General features: G+C 60.2%; 12 protein-coding genes. 7 read left to right on the plus strand and 5 right to left on the minus strand.

Features of this window, described 5'->3' with window-relative positions:
• Positions 1 to 95: 95 nt before the first annotated feature.
• Positions 96 to 860, minus strand: a complete 765-nt coding sequence (locus ICA15_RS02265) for a GntR family transcriptional regulator (RefSeq protein WP_042558515.1) — start codon at positions 858 to 860, stop codon at positions 96 to 98.
• A gap of 341 nt (positions 861 to 1,201) precedes the next feature.
• Between ICA15_RS02265 and ICA15_RS02270 the strand changes: the two genes are divergently transcribed.
• A complete protein-coding gene (locus tag ICA15_RS02270) occupies positions 1,202 to 2,392 on the plus strand; it encodes a benzoate/H(+) symporter BenE family transporter (RefSeq protein ID WP_210553599.1) in 1,191 nt (396 codons plus the stop codon).
• Positions 2,393 to 2,522: 130 nt separating this feature from the next.
• Here ICA15_RS02270 and ICA15_RS02275 read toward each other — a convergent pair whose 3' ends face one another.
• Positions 2,523 to 2,867: a YggL family protein gene (locus ICA15_RS02275; RefSeq protein WP_150601352.1), complete on the minus strand. Its 345-nt coding sequence runs from the start codon at positions 2,865 to 2,867 to the stop codon at positions 2,523 to 2,525.
• 234 nt (positions 2,868 to 3,101) lie between these two features.
• Here ICA15_RS02275 and dacB point away from each other — a divergent pair, with 234 nt between their 5' ends.
• Complete coding sequence (gene dacB, locus ICA15_RS02280; RefSeq protein ID WP_150601351.1) at positions 3,102 to 4,562, plus strand: D-alanyl-D-alanine carboxypeptidase/D-alanyl-D-alanine-endopeptidase; 1,461 nt, start codon at positions 3,102 to 3,104, stop codon at positions 4,560 to 4,562.
• Between the two features lie 92 nt (positions 4,563 to 4,654).
• Here dacB and ICA15_RS02285 read toward each other — a convergent pair whose 3' ends face one another.
• Positions 4,655 to 7,039 (minus strand): GGDEF domain-containing protein, encoded by a 2,385-nt coding sequence (locus ICA15_RS02285; RefSeq protein ID WP_210553600.1) that lies wholly within the window; start codon positions 7,037 to 7,039, stop codon positions 4,655 to 4,657.
• 147 nt (positions 7,040 to 7,186) lie between these two features.
• The gene (rlmKL, locus tag ICA15_RS02290; protein WP_150616736.1) at positions 7,187 to 9,457 is read right to left on the minus strand and encodes a bifunctional 23S rRNA (guanine(2069)-N(7))-methyltransferase RlmK/23S rRNA (guanine(2445)-N(2))-methyltransferase RlmL; all 2,271 of its coding nucleotides are present in this window, start codon (positions 9,455 to 9,457) and stop codon (positions 7,187 to 7,189) included.
• A gap of 531 nt (positions 9,458 to 9,988) precedes the next feature.
• Here rlmKL and rmf point away from each other — a divergent pair.
• Positions 9,989 to 10,204: a ribosome modulation factor gene (gene rmf, locus ICA15_RS02295; RefSeq protein ID WP_003223300.1), complete on the plus strand. Its 216-nt coding sequence runs from the start codon at positions 9,989 to 9,991 to the stop codon at positions 10,202 to 10,204.
• A gap of 264 nt (positions 10,205 to 10,468) precedes the next feature.
• Here rmf and ICA15_RS02300 read toward each other — a convergent pair whose 3' ends face one another.
• Positions 10,469 to 11,491 carry a quinone-dependent dihydroorotate dehydrogenase gene (locus tag ICA15_RS02300; protein ID WP_210553601.1) on the minus strand — a complete coding sequence of 341 codons (1,023 nt, stop codon included), beginning with the start codon at positions 11,489 to 11,491 and terminating at the stop codon, positions 10,469 to 10,471.
• Positions 11,492 to 11,726: 235 nt separating this feature from the next.
• Here ICA15_RS02300 and ICA15_RS02305 point away from each other — a divergent pair, with 235 nt between their 5' ends.
• From ICA15_RS02305 to ICA15_RS02320, 4 genes are all read left to right on the plus strand, one after another.
• Positions 11,727 to 12,938, plus strand: a complete 1,212-nt coding sequence (locus tag ICA15_RS02305; protein WP_150601347.1) for a CmpA/NrtA family ABC transporter substrate-binding protein — start codon at positions 11,727 to 11,729, stop codon at positions 12,936 to 12,938.
• 15 nt (positions 12,939 to 12,953) lie between these two features.
• Positions 12,954 to 13,529, plus strand: coding sequence for an ANTAR domain-containing response regulator (locus ICA15_RS02310; protein ID WP_042558507.1), 576 nt, complete (start codon positions 12,954 to 12,956; stop codon positions 13,527 to 13,529).
• A 324-nt stretch (positions 13,530 to 13,853) separates the two neighbouring features.
• Positions 13,854 to 15,065: a nitrate/nitrite transporter gene (locus ICA15_RS02315; RefSeq protein ID WP_042558506.1), complete on the plus strand. Its 1,212-nt coding sequence runs from the start codon at positions 13,854 to 13,856 to the stop codon at positions 15,063 to 15,065.
• 7 nt (positions 15,066 to 15,072) lie between these two features.
• Entirely contained in the window at positions 15,073 to 16,746 is a 1,674-nt protein-coding gene (locus ICA15_RS02320) for a bifunctional protein-serine/threonine kinase/phosphatase (RefSeq protein WP_210553602.1), read from the plus strand.
• Positions 16,747 to 16,913 lie beyond the last annotated feature (167 nt).

Here is a 16,913-nt window from a genome sequence, read left to right on the forward strand (position 1 = left end):
TCCCACAGGGTTTTGCGGGGTTCACCAAATCTGCGATACACCGAGAAACCTGTGGGAGCTGGCTTGCCAGCGATTGGGGCCGACTCGGTATCAGCTCAAAGCTTGGCCGCTGGACGTCCCGGCTTTTTGGTCTGCAACAAATGCGAGAACACTGCATGCAGATCATCCGACGCGCCTTCCTCATCGAGATTGAGTTTGCTGTCGATGTGATCCATGTGATGCATCATCAGATCCACCGCCAACTCACCGTTACGCGCTTCAATGGCGTCGATCAGTTGGGTGTGTTCGTCGTAAGAACAATGCGAGCGGTTACCGCTTTCATACTGAGCGATGATCAGCGAGGTCTGCGAGACCAGGCTGCGCTGGAAGCTGACCAGCGGCGCGTTCTTCGCCGCTTCCGCCAGTTTCAGGTGGAACTCACCCGACAGACGAATACCGGCGCCGCGATCACCGCGCGAGAAGCTGTCGCGCTCGTCGTTGACCATTTGGCGCAATTCGGCGATCTGTTCGGCGGTGGCGTGCAGCACAGCCAGTTCAGTGATCGCGCGCTCGACCAAGCGACGGGCCATGAACACCTGACGCGCTTCTTCCACGCTCGGGCTGGCAACGACGGCGCCACGGTTCGGCCGCAACAGCACCACACCTTCATGGGCCAGACGCGACAGCGCACGGCGAATGATGGTGCGGCTGACCCCAAAGATTTCCCCCAGCGCTTCTTCGCTCAACTTGGTGCCGGGCGCCAGACGCTGTTCGAGGATGGCCTCGAAGATGTGCGCGTAGACAATATCGTCCTGGGTCCCGCTGCGGCCGGCTTTGCCTGCTCGCGGTTGTTTCTTGAGGGGTTGCAACTGTTCGTTCATGGGCACTCGAGTCGGGAGAACTGCGGCGAATAGACCGTGACTGTAATACGGCACAGTAGGTCGCTGGCAAGTATCGCGTAAAAAACAGCGCGATTGTACACAATGAATGGTGGCAACACGACTGTACGGCTGTTTGTGACCACCGCTGTATTGCAACGATCCGTTACTTTTAAGTTTAGGCTTCATCACAGAATCCGCCGCCCAAACGCGATCTGCTCATGTAGGAGCTGCCGAAGGCTGCGATCTTTTGATGTTGTTTTGTAGAAGCAAGATCAAAAGATCGCAGCCTTCGGCAGCTCCTACAGCGAAATAATGTCATCGATATAAGGAACACCGCCGTCATGAACGACGCCACGCACACGCAACTACGCCCCATCGCGGACACATCGCCTTCCGCCATCGTCGCCGGTTTCATTGCGATGATGACCGGTTACACCAGCTCCCTGGTGCTGATGTTCCAGGCCGGACAAGCGGCGGGCCTGACCAGCGGGCAGATTTCTTCGTGGATCTGGGCGATTTCGATTGGCATGGCGGTGTGCTCGATCGGCTTGTCACTGCGCTATCGCACGCCGATCACCATTGCCTGGTCGACACCCGGCGCGGCGCTGTTGATCACCAGTCTTGGCGGCGTGAGCTACGGCGAAGCCATCGGGGCCTACATTACCTGCGCGGTGCTGGTGACGATCTGCGGGCTGACCGGTAGTTTTGAACGGTTGATGAAGAAGATCCCGGCCTCACTGGCGGCAGCCTTGCTGGCGGGGATTCTGTTCAAGATCGGCAGCGAAATCTTCGTCGCCGCGCAACACCGCACCGGCCTGGTGCTGGGCATGTTCTTCACCTATCTGCTGGTCAAACGCCTGTCGGCCCGCTATGCCGTGCTCGCCGCACTGCTGATCGGCACCACGCTGTCGGGCTTCATGGGACTGCTGGACTTCAGCGGTTTTCATCTGGAGGTGGCAACGCCGGTGTGGACCACGCCGCACTTTTCGTTGGCGGCCACCATCAGCATCGGCATTCCGCTGTTCGTCGTGGCCATGACTTCGCAGAATATGCCCGGCATTGCCGTGCTGCGCGCCGACGGCTACACCGTCCCGGCCTCGCCGCTGATCACCACCACCGGTATCGCTTCGTTGTTACTGGCGCCGTTCGGTTCACACGGCATCAACCTGGCCGCCATCAGCGCGGCAATCTGCACCGGGCCGCACGCCCATGAAGATCGCAACAAACGCTACACCGCAGCAGTGTGGTGCGGGATTTTCTACGGGATCGCCGGAGTGTTCGGCGCAACTTTGGCGGCGTTGTTTGCCGCGCTGCCGAAGGAACTGGTGCTGTCGATTGCCGCCCTGGCGCTGTTTGGCTCGATCATCAATGGCTTGAGCATCGCGATGGCTGAAGTGAAGGAACGCGAAGCGGCGCTGATCACGTTTATGGTGACGGCATCGGGGCTGACGCTGTTTTCCATCGGTTCGGCGTTTTGGGGGATTGTTGCGGGGGTTGTGACGCTGCTGATTTTGAATTGGCGTAAAGCGTAAGATCAAAAGATCGCAGCCTTCGGCAGCTCCTACACGGGCTATGTGTAAATCCTGTAGGAGCTGCCGAAGGCTGCGATCTTTTGATCCACGAAAAAAAACGGCGACCCTCAGGTCGCCGTTTTTTTCAGTATCACTTAGCCGCGTTGATCGGCTTTTCCGGATACCAAACGTCCAGCAGCGGGCTGACGGTTGCTTCAGTCAGTTCGCTACGGGTTTTCAGCCAGGCTTCAACAGCAGCGCGCTGCTCTTCGTTGACCGAGCCACGCTTCTGCAGGCATACCAGACCGAAGTCGTCGCCGCCAACATAACCCAGACCATTGGCTTCCATGGCTTCTTTGATGAAGGCTTCGAGGAAAGCGTCAATGGCTTCTTCGGACAAGTCTTCTTTGAAGTCCAGGTTCAGTTCGAAACCCAGCTCTTGAAATTCATCAACGCACAGTTTTTTGCGCAGACGCTGGGAACGGTTAGTCGCCATTGGAACAATCCTCTTAAGTAATAACGGCCGGCACTTTACCAGTTTAAGACGTCATTTGCCCGACTCTCTGGACACTATGGCTGACCGCCTGTAAAAAAATCACTGATTAGCCACCCCGGGGACGGCACAAGCGGTTACACCTTGGGGCATAATGCCGACACTTTCGTGACCACTGAGGACTTTTTCATCCATGTCCTCGTTTTTCTCCCCCTCTTTTGCAGGGTTTTATTTCATATGATCAAATCGTTGCGTCCACTGTTTTTCGCCGGCCTTTTTCTTCCTCTGGCCCTGCCCGTCTCTGCTGCCCCAGTCAATACCGCCCTCACCCCCAACGTCGAAAAGGCCCTCAAGGCGAGCAAACTGCAGCCTAACGCCCTTTCACTGGTGATGGTGCCGCTCGACGGCCCGGGCACAGCCACCGTGTTCAACGCCGATGTATCGGTCAACCCGGCCTCGACCATGAAACTGGTGACCACCTATGCAGCGCTGGAAATGCTCGGCCCCAACCACCAGTGGAAAACCGAGTTCTACACCGATGGCACCCTGAGCGGCGGCATCCTCAACGGTAACCTCTACCTCAAGGGTGGCGGCGACCCGAAGCTGAACATGGAAAAACTCTGGCTGTTGATGCGCGATCTGCGTGCCAATGGCGTCACACAGATCACTGGCGATCTGGTGCTGGACCGCAATTTCTTCGTGCAGCCACAACTGCCGGAATTCAACGATGACGGCAATGACGAGAACAAGCCGTTTCTGGTCAAACCCGACTCGCTGCTGGTCAACCTCAAGGCCCTGCGCTTTGTCGCCCGCAATGACGGTGGCCGAGTGTTGATCTCGGTGGAACCGCCGATCGCCAGCATCCGCATCGAAAACACGGTCAAGGCTCTCCCTTCCAAGCAATGCACTGGCGGCGTGCGCTACAACCCGGTGCCACAACCCGATGGCAGCGTGACCGTGACGGTGGGCGGCCAGTTGGGTGAAGGTTGCAGCTCGCAGACCTACCTGTCGCTGCTCGACCACGCGACTTACACCGCGGGTGCCGTTCGCGCGATCTGGAAGGAGTTGGGTGGCAGCATTCAGGGCCGGGATCGTCTCGCGCCGACCCCAAGCAACGCCAAACTGCTGGCTCGCGCATTCTCGCCGGATCTGGCGGAAATCATCCGCGACATCAACAAATACAGTAACAACACCATGGCTCAGCAGCTGTTCCTGAGCCTGGGTCAGAAATTCCGCAACGACGCCGACGGGGACGACGCCAGGGCAGCGCAGCGCGTGGTCCGTCAGTGGCTGGCGAAAAAAGGCATTACCGCACCGCACCTGGTGATGGAGAACGGTTCCGGCCTGTCCCGTGCCGAACGGGTCAGCGCCCGAGAGATGGCCAACATGCTGCAGGCCGCTTGGCACAGCCCGTATGCCGCCGAATACATCAGCTCGCTGCCGATTGCAGGCACGGACGGCACCATGCGTAAACGTCTGAAGACCACCGCCATGCGCGGCGAAGCCCACGTCAAGACCGGCACCCTGAACACCGTGCGCGCGATTGCCGGTTTCAGCCGCGACGTCAACGGCAACACCTGGGCAGTGGTGGCGATCCTCAACGACAAAGCGCCGTTTGGTGCATCGTCGGTGCTGGATCAGGTGCTGCTGGATCTGTATCGCCAGCCGAAGCTGCCGCAGACTGCTTCCGTCCTTTAAAAGCAAAAGATCGCAGCCTTCGGCAGCTCCTACAGGTGAATGCGAAACCCTGTAGGAGCTGCCGAAGGCTGCGATCTTTTCGTTTCACCCAATCAATTCATCTGCCGCTCAACCCGATCCCGCCCGCGCTGCTTCGCCATGTACACCCCTGAATCCGCGCGCAGCAGCAGCGAATCAGCGCCCTCCCCCGGTCGCCAACTGGCGATACCGAAACTGGCGGTCACCACGCCGACCACATCAACCGGCGTACTGCGCAGCCCTTGCCACAATTCCATGGCGAGCATGTGCGCGTGTTCGCCGTCGATGTCCGGGCAGAGCACCATGAATTCCTCACCACCCAAGCGACAGAACACATCCGTGCGGCGCAAGCGATGACCGATGCGCTCGCACACGGCTTGCAGCACGCGGTCGCCTACGGCATGGCCGTACTGGTCGTTGATCCGTTTGAAATGGTCGATGTCGAGCATGATCACCGACAGTTCACCGCCGCCGCGCTCCACCCGGGCCATTTCGGTGGTCAGGCGCTCCTGGAAATAGCGACGGTTGTGGATACCGGTCAACGAATCCGTGATCGACAGCGCCCGCAGTTCCTCCTCCACGCGCTTCAAATCGGAAATGTCCGAGATGTAGCCATGCCACAGCACGCCACCACCCGGCAGCTCCTCCGGCGTCGCCTCGCCGCGCACCCAGCGCAGACCGCGTGCGGGCAACTGCACGCGATATTCCTCGCGCCATGGGCTGAGGTTGTGCGCTGATGCCCGAATCGAGGCGCGCACGCGGATTACATCCTGCGGATAGATACGGGAGAAAATTGCCTCGGCATCGAGCAGCAGCACATCCGGTTCGAGTTCGTAGATCTCGCGGATGCCGTCGCTGGCGTAGATCACACTGAAGCGACCGTCGAATTCCATCTTGAACTGGTAAATGCCGCCGGGCACGTGAGCGCTGAGCTTTTTCAACAGTACATCACGCGCCGCGAGCGCCTCGTGCACACGCTTGCGCTCGGTGATGTCGATGCAGATCGCCAGATGCCCGACCCACAGGCCCTGCTCATCAAGCACGGGGGTGGCGAGCATGTTCACCGGCAGATGACTGCCGTCATGGCAGATCAGCGTCCACTCGCGCGCCTCGTGCCCGCCGACTTCGCCGCCCTCCACCAGCATCGCCTGACAGGTCGGAATCGTCTTGCCGTAACGCGCACTCAATTCCGCGGCGCGGGCCATCAGTTCGCGCGGAAAATGCAGGTTTTCCAGGGTCATTCGGCCGACCACTTCGTCGCTGCGGTAGCCCAGCATCTGTTCGGCGCCGGGGTTGAACGTGCTGATCACCCCGCGCAGATCGGTGGCGATGATTGCCACCTGCGTTGCGGCATTCAGTACGCCGCGCAACTGCCCGTGAGTGCCGCGCAGTTCCTGTTCGCTGTCGTGCAACTCTTGCGTGCGCTGCTCGACCAGATGCAAGGCACGCTGGCGCTGGCTGACCAGCACATAGAGCAACGCGCTCAGCAGCAGGCTGAGCAATCCACCGAGAACCAGCACACTGCCCACCGACGAGTGGTTGGCCTGCATGAACGCGTCGCTCGGCAGAATATCAACCTGATAGTCGTGATCGGCCATGCGTACCAGCCGCGTCGTGGCCAGCGCACTGGGTGCCGGATCGTTGCTCGATTCGTAGAGCACCTCGTGCTGATCAGGGATCGACAGGTCGAGAATGCGCACCGAAAGGTAGTCATGGAACGCGTCCGGCAAACCGTCTGCCAGCAACTGGCGCATGCTGATCACTGCCATCACATAGCCGAAAGGCTTTTGCTGCCCCTCGCGAATGACTGGCGCCACCAGCAAGACCCCGCGGGCATAGGCTGGCTCAACACTGATCAGATTCATCGGTTGCGAAACGACCAGATTACGCAGCTCATCGGCGCGCTGCAGGACATCGCGGCGCAGCGGTTGCGCGAGCAAATCGTAGCCCAGCGGCGAGCCCAGACGGCTTTGGGTCTGGCTGTATAACACCGGCACGTATTCATCTCGGGCGCCCGCCAGTTGCAGCTCGCGCTGTTCATTAAGTTCGCGAATCGTAAACGTGCTCAGGCCTTCCGCACGCACGCGCTGCTCAAATTCGGCGCGTTCGGCAGCACTGACCCTGAGGGCAAACGAATAGGCCTGGGTGCGCAGTAATAAGGGTCGGGTATAACCATCGAACTCGGCGCGAGACACCGATTGGGAATTGGTGAAGAAGCGGCGCAGGCTGTCGAGGCGTTGCTCCTGGTCCTGAAATCGCTCTTCGATGCGGCTGTAACGCTCATTGGCCAGCAACTGAAAGCGCTGACGCAGTTGTTGCTCAAACTGACTATAAGTGGCCCAGGCAAGCAGCCCCGTGAGTATCCCGCCGGCGAGCAATACCAGCATCGCGACCAGCCAGGCCGAGACGTCTTCGCTGATGAAACCCAGGATCTTCGGACGCACGGGGTGCAACGACATAAGGGCAACTCACTACGTCAGCATTGCGGGGGAAACCCCCATTGGCCATGAGTGAGTTTATAGCTATTAGCCATCAATTTGGCTAGCGTTGATCAGATCCAAGAGCCTTTAAAAATCAAGGCTCTGTGGATCCAATCATTTGGAGCGTCAACGAGCCGTGATTTTCCAGGCGCGGTGAATCTTGGTGTTACGCGCGAAATCCGGATCAATGGTCTGCGCGCTGATTTCCTCGACCGCGTAACGCTCGGCGAGGTTCTCTTCCAGCTGGAACTTGCGGAAGTTGTTGGAGAAATACAACACGCCGCCCGGCGACAGGCGGGCCATGGCCAGGTCGATCAACTGCACCTGATCACGCTGCACGTCGAAAATGCCTTCCATGCGCTTGGAGTTGGAGAAGGTCGGCGGATCGATGAAGATCAGGTCGTACTCTTCGCGGCAACTTTCCAGCCACGCCATCACGTCGCCCTGCTCCAGACGGTTCTTGTCCGAGAAGCCGTTCAGCGACAGGTTGCGGCGCGCCCAGTCGAGGTAGGTTTTCGACAGGTCGACGCTGGTGGTGCTGCGCGCACCGCCCTTGGCCGCGTGCACGCTGGCGGTCGCGGTGTAGCAATACAGATTGAGGAAGCGCTTGCCGGCTGCCTCTTTCTGAATGCGCAGGCGCATCGCCCGGTGATCCAGGAACAGCCCGGTGTCGAGGTAGTCGGTGAGGTTGACCAGCAACTTGACGCCGCCCTCGGTCACTTCATTGAACTTGCCCTGCGCAGCCTGACGTTCGTACTGCTTGGTGCCGCTCTGGCGCTCGCGGCGTTTGACCACCACGCGGCTCTTGTCGATGTTCAGCGCCTGCGGAATCGCTGCCAACGCATCGAACATGCGGATCGAAGCCTTTTGCGGGTCGATCGATTTCGGCGCGGCGTACTCCTGAACGTGCACCCAGTCGTGGTACAGATCGATGGCCATCGCGTATTCCGGCATGTCCGCATCGTAAACGCGGTAGCAATCGATGCCTTCGCGCTTGACCCACTTGCCCAGTGCCTTGAGGTTTTTTTGCAGACGGTTGGCAAACATCTGCCCGCCTTCGCTCAAGCGCGCCTGCTCGACCACCGGCGCCGGTGCAGGCACGGGTTTGATCGGGTTGCCGTTCTTGTTGAACTTGCGCTCTTGTGGCTCGTCCGGCGTCTGATCGTAAGCCGCTTGCTCACGCTCGACCTGACGCTGTTCCGGGGTGCGACGCTCGCCAGTGACGAACTGATCCGGGGTGACTTTGATCAGCAGCAGCTTGCACGGCAGTGCGCCGTTCCAGAACGAATACTGTTTGTGGCTGCGGATGCCCATGCGCTTGCCCAGATCCGGCGCACCGGTGAACACCGCCGCTTCCCAGTTCAGACAGGCCTGACGCAGACGCTCGCCGAGGTTCTGGTAGAGATAAAGCAGGCTGGCTTCGTCACCCAGACGCTCGCCGTACGGCGGGTTGCAGATCACCAGACCTTTCTGGTTCTGATCCGGACGCGGCTCGAACGTCGCCACTTCGCCCTGGTAGATCTTGATCCACTCGCTCAGGCCGGCACGTTCAACGTTGTTGCGGCCCGGCTGAATCAGGCGTGGGTCAGCTTCGTAACCACGAATCCACAGCGGCGGCTTGGCCAGACCGGCGGCGGCACGTTCGGTCGCTTCTTCGTGAAGTTTTTTCCACAGCGCCGGCACGTGGCCCAGCCATGCGGTGAAGCCCCACTGCTCACGACGCAGGTTCGGCGCCATATCGGCGGCGATCATCCCCGCTTCGACGAGGAACGTACCAACACCGCACATCGGGTCAGCCAGCGCGCCGCCATCGGCAGCAATGCGCGGCCAGCCGGAACGGATCAGGATTGCTGCTGCGAGGTTTTCCTTCAACGGCGCTGCACCTTGCTGCAAGCGGTAGCCGCGCTGGTGCAGGCTGTGGCCGGAGAGGTCGAGGGAGAGAATCGCTTCGCCGCGATCCAGGCGCAGGTGAATACGCAGATCCGGATTGAGCTTGTCAATCGACGGACGGTCGCCCTGCGGGGTACGCAGTTTGTCGACGATGGCGTCCTTGACCTTCAAGGCGCCGAAGTGAGTGTTGTCGATGCCCGAGCCGTGGCCGCTGAATTCAACGGCCAGGGTGCCATCGCTGAGCATGTGATCTTGCCACTCGACGTCGAGCACGCCGTGATATAGGTCTTCGGCGTCCTTCATCGGGAAGCGCTTGAGCACCAGCAGCACGCGGTTGGCCAGGCGCGACCACAGGCACAGGCGATAAGCGGTTTCCATGGTCGCCATGCCACGCACGGCGGAAGTGTGCTCGCGGGCTTCTTCAAGGCCAAGCCCGACGGCTTCCTCGATGAGCAGGCCTTCAAGGCCTTTGGGGCAAGTGAGGAAGAGTTCGAATTGGTCGGACATGGTATTTCCAGAGCCTTTGGCTATGTGAACCGGCAACGCATTGCCGATCCGGTTTTCAATCAGGCGCTTTTCTAAAAGAACGCCCGCGTGGCACGAAGGTGTGCCGTTCCATCCCTGCTGCTCGGGTTAAAAGAGCTTAGATGCAAGGACAGAGAAAAATGTTGATGCAACAAAATGACTCAAAGCAACCCTTCGTCGAATAGTACCCCAGTGTAAACGTGGGTCATTCTCACTAAAGAATTAACCCCATCATGCAGCGCGGTGCCGATCATACCGGGGTTTGCTCAATAATCATTGAACAAATACGCAGTTACTTATTGCCGTAGCACCCTTTTCGTTACGTCCTTATGACAAAACGGTCATTCCATCGGTGTGACTCATTGGTTAGAAATGACCACAGGTTGACGTCGCAACGGCGTCAACACCTTGGCTCGCCACGCCGGCAGCGAGCCGCCCCCGGCAGAGTTTTTCTGCCAGACCTCGGTTGAGGTCAACGCGACACATACAGTCAACAAGTGAGGGAAACACCCTATGAGAAGACTTAAGCGTGATCCGTTGGAAAGAGCATTTTTGCGCGGATATCAATATGGCGTTGGTGGCAAATCCCGTGAGCTTTGCCCATTTACTCTACCGTCGGTACGCCAAGCCTGGATTAACGGCTGGCGAGAAGGACGCGGCGACAACTGGGACGGTATGACCGGCACTGCGGGAATCCACAGACTCAACGAACTTCACGCCGTCGGCTGACACAGGGCATTTATTCCGACACGACAATCTGAATTTGTAACGCATTAACCACGCACGTCCTTCCCGGACGGCGGGCTACGGCCCAGGGGCTCCTTCGAGGAGCCCTTTTTTATGCCCGGTCGATTTGCCTTTCGAATGTCTGCCGACTACCCCTGTAGGAGCTGCCGCAGGCTGCGATCTTTTGATCCTGTTTTTTTAAAATCAACATCAAGATCAAAAGATCGCAGCCTTCGGCAGCTCCTGCATTGACCGGGACAGCCTGGGTTATTTGCGCAGGGCGGCGATGGCGTCGACGGATTCACGAATCAGCGCCGGGCCTTTATAGATGAAGCCCGAGTAAATCTGCACCAGACTGGCACCCGCAGTGATCTTCTCAGCAGCATGCTTGCCTTCAGTAATCCCGCCCGCCGCAATGATCGGCAAACGCCCAGCCAACTCAGCCGCCAGCACTTTCACGGTGTGGGTGCTCTTGTCACGCACTGGCGCACCGGACAGGCCGCCCGCCTCGTCACCATGCTCCATGCCTTCAACGCCTACACGGCTCAGCGTGGTGTTGGTGGCAATGACCGCGTCCATCCCGGTTTCGATCAGCGCTTGCGCGACCTGCGCGGTTTCTTCGTCGGTCATGTCCGGGGCAATCTTGATCGCCAGCGGCACATGCTTGCCATGGCGCAGCGCCAGTTCGGCGCGACGAGTGGCCAGGTCAGCCAGCAACTGCTTGAGCGAATCGCCGAACTGCAAGCTGCGCAGGCCCGGGGTGTTCGGCGAACTGACGTTGACGGTGATGTAACTGGCGTGGGCGTAGACTTTGTCCAGGCAGATCAGGTAATCGTCAACCGCGCGTTCAACCGGGGTATCGAAGTTCTTGCCGATGTTAATCCCCAGCACGCCCTTGTACTTGGCCGCTGCTACCCGCGTCAGCAGGTTATCCACACCCAGATTGTTGAAGCCCATGCGATTGATGATCGCCTCGGCTTCCGGCAGGCGGAAAATCCGTGGTTTCGGGTTGCCCGGTTGTGGACGCGGGGTCACGGTGCCGATTTCGACAAAACCGAAACCCAACTGCGCGAAGCCGTCGATGGCCGCGCCGTTCTTGTCCAGACCCGCCGCCAGACCCACCGGATTGGGGAACTCCAGGCCCATGACCGTCACCGGCACCTTCGCTGGCGCCTTGCACAGCAGACCGTTGAGGCCCAAACGCCCACCCGCGCCGATCAGATCCAGCGACAGATCGTGGGAGGTTTCCGGGGAAAGTTTGAACAACAGCTGACGGGCCAGGGTGTACATGGGCGGCGATGACTCGGGCGGCGAAAAGAGGCGGCGATTATAGCCGGGCATCGACCCACCGCGCGAGGCGCACGCGCAAATCGACGCGACTGGCATATGCCTTGCACCCTGCTTGCCATCAGCCCGCCCGCCAATGACGGCGTACGGGCCGGGACAATGGCGTCGTCATGGGGTTTTGCCTGCGCAAAACCGGTGGCGGCGTTTTTTTTGAAGGCGGCTTTTGCAGGTGCATGCGATGAATGAACCCTCCGTCGGGCCGCTGGCCTGGGTCAACGGCAGCGATGCTCCGGAAAAGACTGCGATCAACCTTGGTTTCATGGCCCTGAGCGATTGCGCCTCGGTAGTGGTGGCCGCCACTCAGGGTTTCGCTCAACCTTATGGCCTGACCCTGAACCTCAAGCGCCAGACTTCATGGGCCAACCTGCGCGACAAACTGGTCAGCGGCGAACTCGATGCCGCCCACAGCCTGTACGGTTTGATCTACGCCGTGCATTTGGGCATCGGCGGCGTCGCATCCACCGACATGGCCGTGTTGATGGGCCTCAACCAAAACGGTCAGAGCCTCAACCTGTCCCACGGCCTGCAAAGCCTCGGCGTGAGCAGTCCTGAAGCGCTGGATCGCCACGTGCACCAATCCCGCGCAAAACTGACTTTCGCCCAGACCTTCCCGACCGGCACACACGCGATGTGGCTTTATTACTGGCTGGCGAGCCAGGGCATTCATCCGTTACAGGATGTCGACAGCGTGGTGGTGCCGCCGCCGCAAATGGTTGCGCACCTGCAAGCGGGACGAATCGACGGCTTTTGCGTCGGCGAACCGTGGGCCGCCAGCGCGGTGCAGCAGGATCTCGGCTTTACGCTGGCCACCAGCCAGACCATCTGGCCCGATCACCCGGAAAAAGTCCTCGGCTGCACCCGCGCCTTCGTCGAGCAATACCCGAACACCGCGCGCGCGCTGGTGATGGCGATCCTCGAAGCCAGCCGATTCATCGAAGAAAGCCCGGAAAATCGCCGCAGCACCGCGCAATTACTCAGCGCCCCGGATTATCTCGACGCGCCGGTTTCGTGCATCGAACCGCGCTTTCTCGGCGACTACGCCGACGGCCTCGGTAATCGCTGGCAGGATCCCCACGCCTTGCGCTTTCACGGCAATGGCGAAGTCAATCTGCCGTATCTCTCCGACGGCATGTGGTTCATGACCCAGTTCCGCCGCTGGGGTTTGCTGCGCGAAGACCCGGATTACCTCGCCGTGGCGCGTCAGGTCCAGCAATTGGGCCTCTATCGCGACGCGGCGACCGCTGTCGGCGTTGCCGCGTGGGGCACGGACATGCGCAGCAGTCAGTTGCTCGACGGCAAGGTCTGGGACGGCAGCGATCCGGCCGGTTATGCGCGCAGCTTCAAGCTGCACGCTCTGAGCGACGACGCTCCCCTTCTCGCCCGCCGCTGACAGGAGACCGCCAACATGCTGCGCATTCTGCTGATCAACGACACAGCGAAAAAAGTCGGACGCCTGAAAGCCGCTCTGACCGAGGCCGGTTTCGAGGTAATTGACGAGTCTGGCCTGACCATCGACCTGCCCGCACGCGTCGAAACGGTGCGCCCGGACGTCATCCTGATCGATACCGAGTCACCGAGCCGCGATGTAATGGAGCAAGTGGTGCTGGTCAGCCGCGACCAGCCACGCCCGATCGTGATGTTTACCGACGAACATGACCCCGGCGTGATGCGTCAGGCGATCAAGTCAGGGGTCAGTGCCTACATCGTCGAAGGCATTCACGCACAACGCTTGCAGCCGATTCTCGATGTGGCAATGGCGCGCTTTGAAAGTGATCAGGCGTTGCGTGCGCAGTTGCACGCCCGCGACCAGCAACTGGCGGAGCGCAAGCGCATCGAACTGGCCAAGGGACTGTTGATGAAGATGAAGGACTGCAATGAGGAAGAGGCCTACACCCTGATGCGGCGCCAGGCCATGAGCCGCCAGCAGAAGCTGATTCAGGTGGCGGAGCAGATTATTGCCATGAGTGAATTACTCGGCTGAATAACCAGCAAGATCAAAAGATCGCAGCCTTCGGCCGCTCCTACAGGAGTTCGATGCTCCCCCTGTAGGAGCTTTCGAGTGCAACGAGGCAGCGATCTTTAAGCCTTGGCACAAATCTCGCTAAGCATTCCATACAGGTAACCAACGGCGGTTGCCCCACCTACGACAAAGACGTCGCTGACCCGCTCGCCCCTCCCGGCGAATCAGGTAGCGGCGTTTTTGCGTTTTGGCCCCACAGCCCGGGGCCGGTGGTGCGGCCGTGGCGGCGCCCCACTTTGCTGACTCATGACTCCTTCTCGAGACTCTTTACAGCTGAGGTGCGCGATGAATAAAAGCTTTTGGAAATCCGGCCATACCCCGACCCTGTTCGCGGCCTTCCTCTACTTCGACCTGAGTTTCATGGTCTGGTACCTGCTCGGCCCGCTGGCGGTGCAGATTGCCGCCGACCTGCACCTGACCACGCAACAGCGCGGGCTGGTCGTCGCCACGCCAATCCTTGCCGGCGCCGTACTGCGCTTCGCGATGGGCATGCTGGCGGATCGGTTGTCGCCGAAAACCGCCGGGCTGATCGGCCAGGTAATCGTTATCTGCGCGCTGTTCGGCGCCTGGAAACTCGGTATTCACAGTTACGAACAGGCGCTGATCCTCGGTCTGTTCCTCGGCATGGCCGGCGCTTCGTTCGCCGTGGCGCTGCCGCTGGCGTCGCAGTGGTACCCGCCTGAGCATCAGGGCAAAGCCATGGGCATTGCCGGCGCGGGCAACTCGGGCACCGTGTTCGCTGCACTGCTCGCGCCGGTACTGGCCGCATCCTTCGGCTGGAGCAACGTCTTCGGCTTCGCAGTGATTCCCTTGATCCTCACGCTGGTGCTGTTCGCCTGGATGGCAAAAAACGCCCCGCAACGTCCGAAAGCCAAGTCCATGGCCGACTACTTCAAAGCCCTCGGTGACCGCGACAGTTGGTGGTTCATGTTTTTCTACAGCGTCACCTTCGGCGGCTTCATCGGCCTGGCCAGCGCCCTGCCCGGCTACTTCAACGATCAGTACGGCTTGAGCCCGGTCACCGCCGGCTACTACACCGCTGCCTGTGTGTTCGGTGGCAGCCTGATGCGGCCATTGGGAGGTGCGCTGGCGGATCGTTTCGGCGGCATTCGCACCTTGTTGGCGATGTACACCGTGGCGGCTATCTGCATCGCAGCGGTCGGCTTCAATCTGCCAAGTTCCTACGCGGCGCTGGCACTTTTCGTCTGCACCATGCTCGGTTTGGGGGCAGGCAACGGGGCGGTTTTCCAACTGGTGCCGCAGCGCTTTCGTCTTGAGATCGGCGTGATGACCGGGCTGATCGGCATGGCTGGCGGCATCGGTGGTTTTGCTTTGGCGGCAGGCATGGGCGCGATCAAACAAAGCACCGGCAGCTATCAACTGGCCCTGTGGTTGTTCGCAAGCCTTGGCGTGCTGGCGTGGTTTGGCCTGCACGGCGTCAAGCGGCGCTGGAGAACCACCTGGGGTTCGGCAGCCGTGACTGCGGCTCGAGTCTGAGGACTGAATGGCCCTGCAATTGAGTTTCGCCGAAGCCAGCGCCACCGGCCCGCGCGCGGAGAATCAGGACGCCCTGCGCCTGGTCACACCCGCCCCGGCGCTGGCTGCGAGCAAGGGTTACCTGTTCGCCATCGCTGACGGTGTCAGCCAGTGCGCCGATGGCGGACTGGCTGCGCGCTCGACCTTGCAAGCCTTGGCCCTCGACTACTACGCCACCCCGGAAACCTGGAGCGTGGCCCAGGCACTGGATCGCCTGCTGCTGGCGCAAAATCGTTGGTTGCAGGCCAACGGTGGTGGGCAGCCGTTGCTCACCACTGTCAGCGCTTTGGTCATGCGCGGTAGGCGCTTTACCCTGGCCCATGTAGGCGATTGCCGGGTTTATCGCTGGCATGCCGACAGCTTGCAGCGGATATCCAACGACCATGTCTGGGAGCAGCCGGGCATGCAGCATGTGCTCAAGCGTGCGTTAGGGCTTGATCAGCATCTGGTGCTGGATTTTCTCGACGGCGAATTACGCACGGGCGAGTGTTTCGTGCTGCTCAGCGACGGCGTGTGGTCGACCTTGGGCGATACCGCCATTGCGGCGATCCTGCGCGACCAGCCGGACCTGAACAACGCGGCGCACACACTGGTGAACGCCGCGCATCTGGCCGGCAGCCAGGACAACGCCAGCGCCTTGCTGGTGCAGATCGATGCCGTCGGTGAAGCGAGCATCGGCGATGCACTGATGCATTTGCAGCAATGGGCGTTGCCCCCGCCTCTGAAATCCGGGCAATCCTTCGAAGGCTGGCAAGTGCAAGAAGTTGTCAGCCAGAGTCAGCAATCACTGCTCTATCGCGTGCGCGATGACCAAGGCCAGCCATGGTTGTTGAAAACCCTGCCCGCACGACTGGCCGATGATCCACAGACCGGGCAAGCGCTACTTTCGGAGGAATGGTTTCTGAAACGCGTGGCCGGTCGGCATTTTCCTGAAGTCCATGGGTGCCTTCAGCGTCAGCATTTGTACTACGTGATGCGGGAATATTCGGGGACGACCCTGGCGCAGCTTTTCCAGCGAAGCGGCCCGTTGCCATTGGCGCAGTGGCAGGAACTGGCTGAGCGGCTGCTGCGTGCAGTGGGCCTGCTGCATCGACGGCAGATTCTGCACCGGGATATCAAACCGGAGAATTTGCTGCTGGGTGACGATGGGGAATTGCGCCTGCTGGATTTTGGTCTGGCCTATTGCCCCGGCCTGTCCGAAGACGCTGTTTCGACGTTACCGGGAACCCCAAGTTATATCGCCCCGGAAGCCTTTCGCGGTGACCCGCCCGGCGCTCAACAGGACCTGTATGCGCTGGGCGTGACCTTGTATTTCCTGCTCACGGGGCATTTTCCCTATGGCGAGATCGAAGCCTTTCAACGGCCGCGATTTGGCTTACCGGTCAGTGCCAGTCGCTACCGCCCCGATCTGCCGGAGTGGTTGGCGCAGAGCCTGGAGCGCGGTGTTGCTGCCGATCCGCAACAGCGTTTTGAAACGGCGGAAGAATGGTTGTTGGTGCTGGAACAAGGCGAGCGGCGCAGTTTGAGCGTACGCCCCAGACCACTGCTGGAGCGTGAGCCGGTAAAGGTCTGGCGGACGATGGCGCTGGTGGCGTTGCTGGGGAATCTGGTGCTGCTGGTTTTGTTGTTTCATCAGCCTTGAAAAGATCGCAGCCTTCGGCAGCTCCTACAGGATGTGCACGATTCCCGTGTAGGAGCTGCCGAAGGCTGCGATCTTTTGACTTTGCGCCTCAAAATCGCGCAACACGCCTCCAGACAGTGCAGAAAAATTCCATTCCTGGCAGAAAAGTCCCGTAATCACGGGGTTGG

Origin of the sequence: Pseudomonas sp. P116, assembly GCF_020149425.1 — a bacterium.
Classification (GTDB): domain Bacteria; phylum Pseudomonadota; class Gammaproteobacteria; order Pseudomonadales; family Pseudomonadaceae; genus Aquipseudomonas; species Aquipseudomonas anatoliensis.

Excerpts from the sequence above, each read along its gene's own strand:
- rmf (WP_003223300.1), top strand. The coding sequence starts at position 9,989 with ATGAGAAGACTTAAGCGTGATCCGTTGGAAAGAGCATTTTTGCGCGGA.
- ICA15_RS02275 (WP_150601352.1), bottom strand. The coding sequence starts at position 2,867 with ATGGCGACTAACCGTTCCCAGCGTCTGCGCAAAAAACTGTGCGTTGAT.
- ICA15_RS02300 (WP_210553601.1), bottom strand. The coding sequence starts at position 11,491 with ATGTACACCCTGGCCCGTCAGCTGTTGTTCAAACTTTCCCCGGAAACC.
- dacB (WP_150601351.1), top strand. The coding sequence starts at position 3,102 with ATGATCAAATCGTTGCGTCCACTGTTTTTCGCCGGCCTTTTTCTTCCT.
- ICA15_RS02285 (WP_210553600.1), bottom strand. The coding sequence starts at position 7,039 with ATGTCGTTGCACCCCGTGCGTCCGAAGATCCTGGGTTTCATCAGCGAA.
- ICA15_RS02320 (WP_210553602.1), top strand. The coding sequence starts at position 15,073 with ATGGCCCTGCAATTGAGTTTCGCCGAAGCCAGCGCCACCGGCCCGCGC.
- ICA15_RS02310 (WP_042558507.1), top strand. The coding sequence starts at position 12,954 with ATGCTGCGCATTCTGCTGATCAACGACACAGCGAAAAAAGTCGGACGC.
- ICA15_RS02265 (WP_042558515.1), bottom strand. The coding sequence starts at position 860 with ATGAACGAACAGTTGCAACCCCTCAAGAAACAACCGCGAGCAGGCAAA.
- ICA15_RS02305 (WP_150601347.1), top strand. The coding sequence starts at position 11,727 with ATGAATGAACCCTCCGTCGGGCCGCTGGCCTGGGTCAACGGCAGCGAT.
- rlmKL (WP_150616736.1), bottom strand. The coding sequence starts at position 9,457 with ATGTCCGACCAATTCGAACTCTTCCTCACTTGCCCCAAAGGCCTTGAA.
- ICA15_RS02270 (WP_210553599.1), top strand. The coding sequence starts at position 1,202 with ATGAACGACGCCACGCACACGCAACTACGCCCCATCGCGGACACATCG.
- ICA15_RS02315 (WP_042558506.1), top strand. The coding sequence starts at position 13,854 with ATGAATAAAAGCTTTTGGAAATCCGGCCATACCCCGACCCTGTTCGCG.